Genomic DNA, 1,111 nt, shown 5'->3' on the forward strand with positions numbered 1-1,111 from the left:
CGTGTAAATAAATTCATATAAGCAATTTCTTCTAAAACCACTGCATTATGTACCGCATTATCCGCATCAGTTCCCCAAGAAAAAGGTCCGTGAGAATGAACAAGTACACTTGGAATATCCTTAGGATTTATACCGCTCTTTTGAAAGGTTTCCACAATCACTTTACCTGTCTCAAGCTCATAATCCCCCTCAATCTCTTCTCTCGTCATTTTACGAGTACAAGGAATTGCACCATAAAAATAGTCCGCATGGGTAGTACCTGCCGCAATCAAAGCCTCTCCTGCTTGTGCCCAAATAGTCGCATGTCGAGAATGAGTATGAACAATGCCACCAATATCCGAAAACTGACGATACAATTCTAAATGGGTATCGGTATCAGAAGAGGGTTTCTTTTCTCCCCACACTTTGTTTCCCTGTAAATCAACAAGCACAATATCATCAGCTGTCATAACATCATAATCAACACCTGACGGTTTAATCGCAATAATACCTGTTTCTCTATCTATCTCACTCACATTTCCCCAAGTAAAGGTAACAAGTTTATGTTTAGGTAATTCAAGGTTGGCTTTTAATACTTTCTCTCTTAAAGCTCTTAACATGGAAAATTTCCTTCTTTCATTTTTTGTTCAATCCAACGGCGGGCATTAATAATCTCAGCAATCGGCTCTTCTGATTTCTCCGTCCACATCTCAATTAAAAATGCACCTCGATAATTCAATTCAGCTAAAGTTTTAAAACAACTAACAAAATCAACACAACCTTCTCCAAAAGGTACATCTCTAAATTGCCCCTTACAGGTTTCAGTCACTTTATAAGTATCTTTTAAATGAATAGCTGAGATTTTATCTATACCTAGCTTTAACTCTTCTACCACATTATCATTCCAAGCCGATAAATTCCCTAAATCAGGATATACCGTAAACCATGGCGAATTAATCAATTTATCCCATTTCTTCCAACGGCTAATTGAGCTCATAAATTGAGTATCCATAATTTCAACTGCGAGTGTTACTTGATTACTTGCCGCCAATTCAACTGCCCATTCAAGTCCTTCTTGAAAACGTTTAACTGTTATCTCATCTTGCTCTTCGTAATAAACATCATAGCCAGC

General features: G+C 37.4%; 2 protein-coding genes. Both read right to left on the reverse strand.

The window, feature by feature from the left end:
• Positions 1 to 599: L-ribulose-5-phosphate 4-epimerase (locus EV697_RS09770; RefSeq protein ID WP_132025105.1), on the reverse strand; the 599-nt coding region annotated here is incomplete at its 3' end.
• Positions 593 to 1,111, reverse strand: a 519-nt coding sequence (locus EV697_RS09775) for an L-ribulose-5-phosphate 3-epimerase (protein ID WP_132025107.1), incomplete at its 5' end; no start/stop codon positions are given. The genes EV697_RS09775 and EV697_RS09770, both read right to left, overlap by 7 nt.

The sequence above is a fragment of the Bisgaardia hudsonensis genome, from assembly GCF_004345785.1.
GTDB lineage: Bacteria > Pseudomonadota > Gammaproteobacteria > Enterobacterales > Pasteurellaceae > Bisgaardia > Bisgaardia hudsonensis.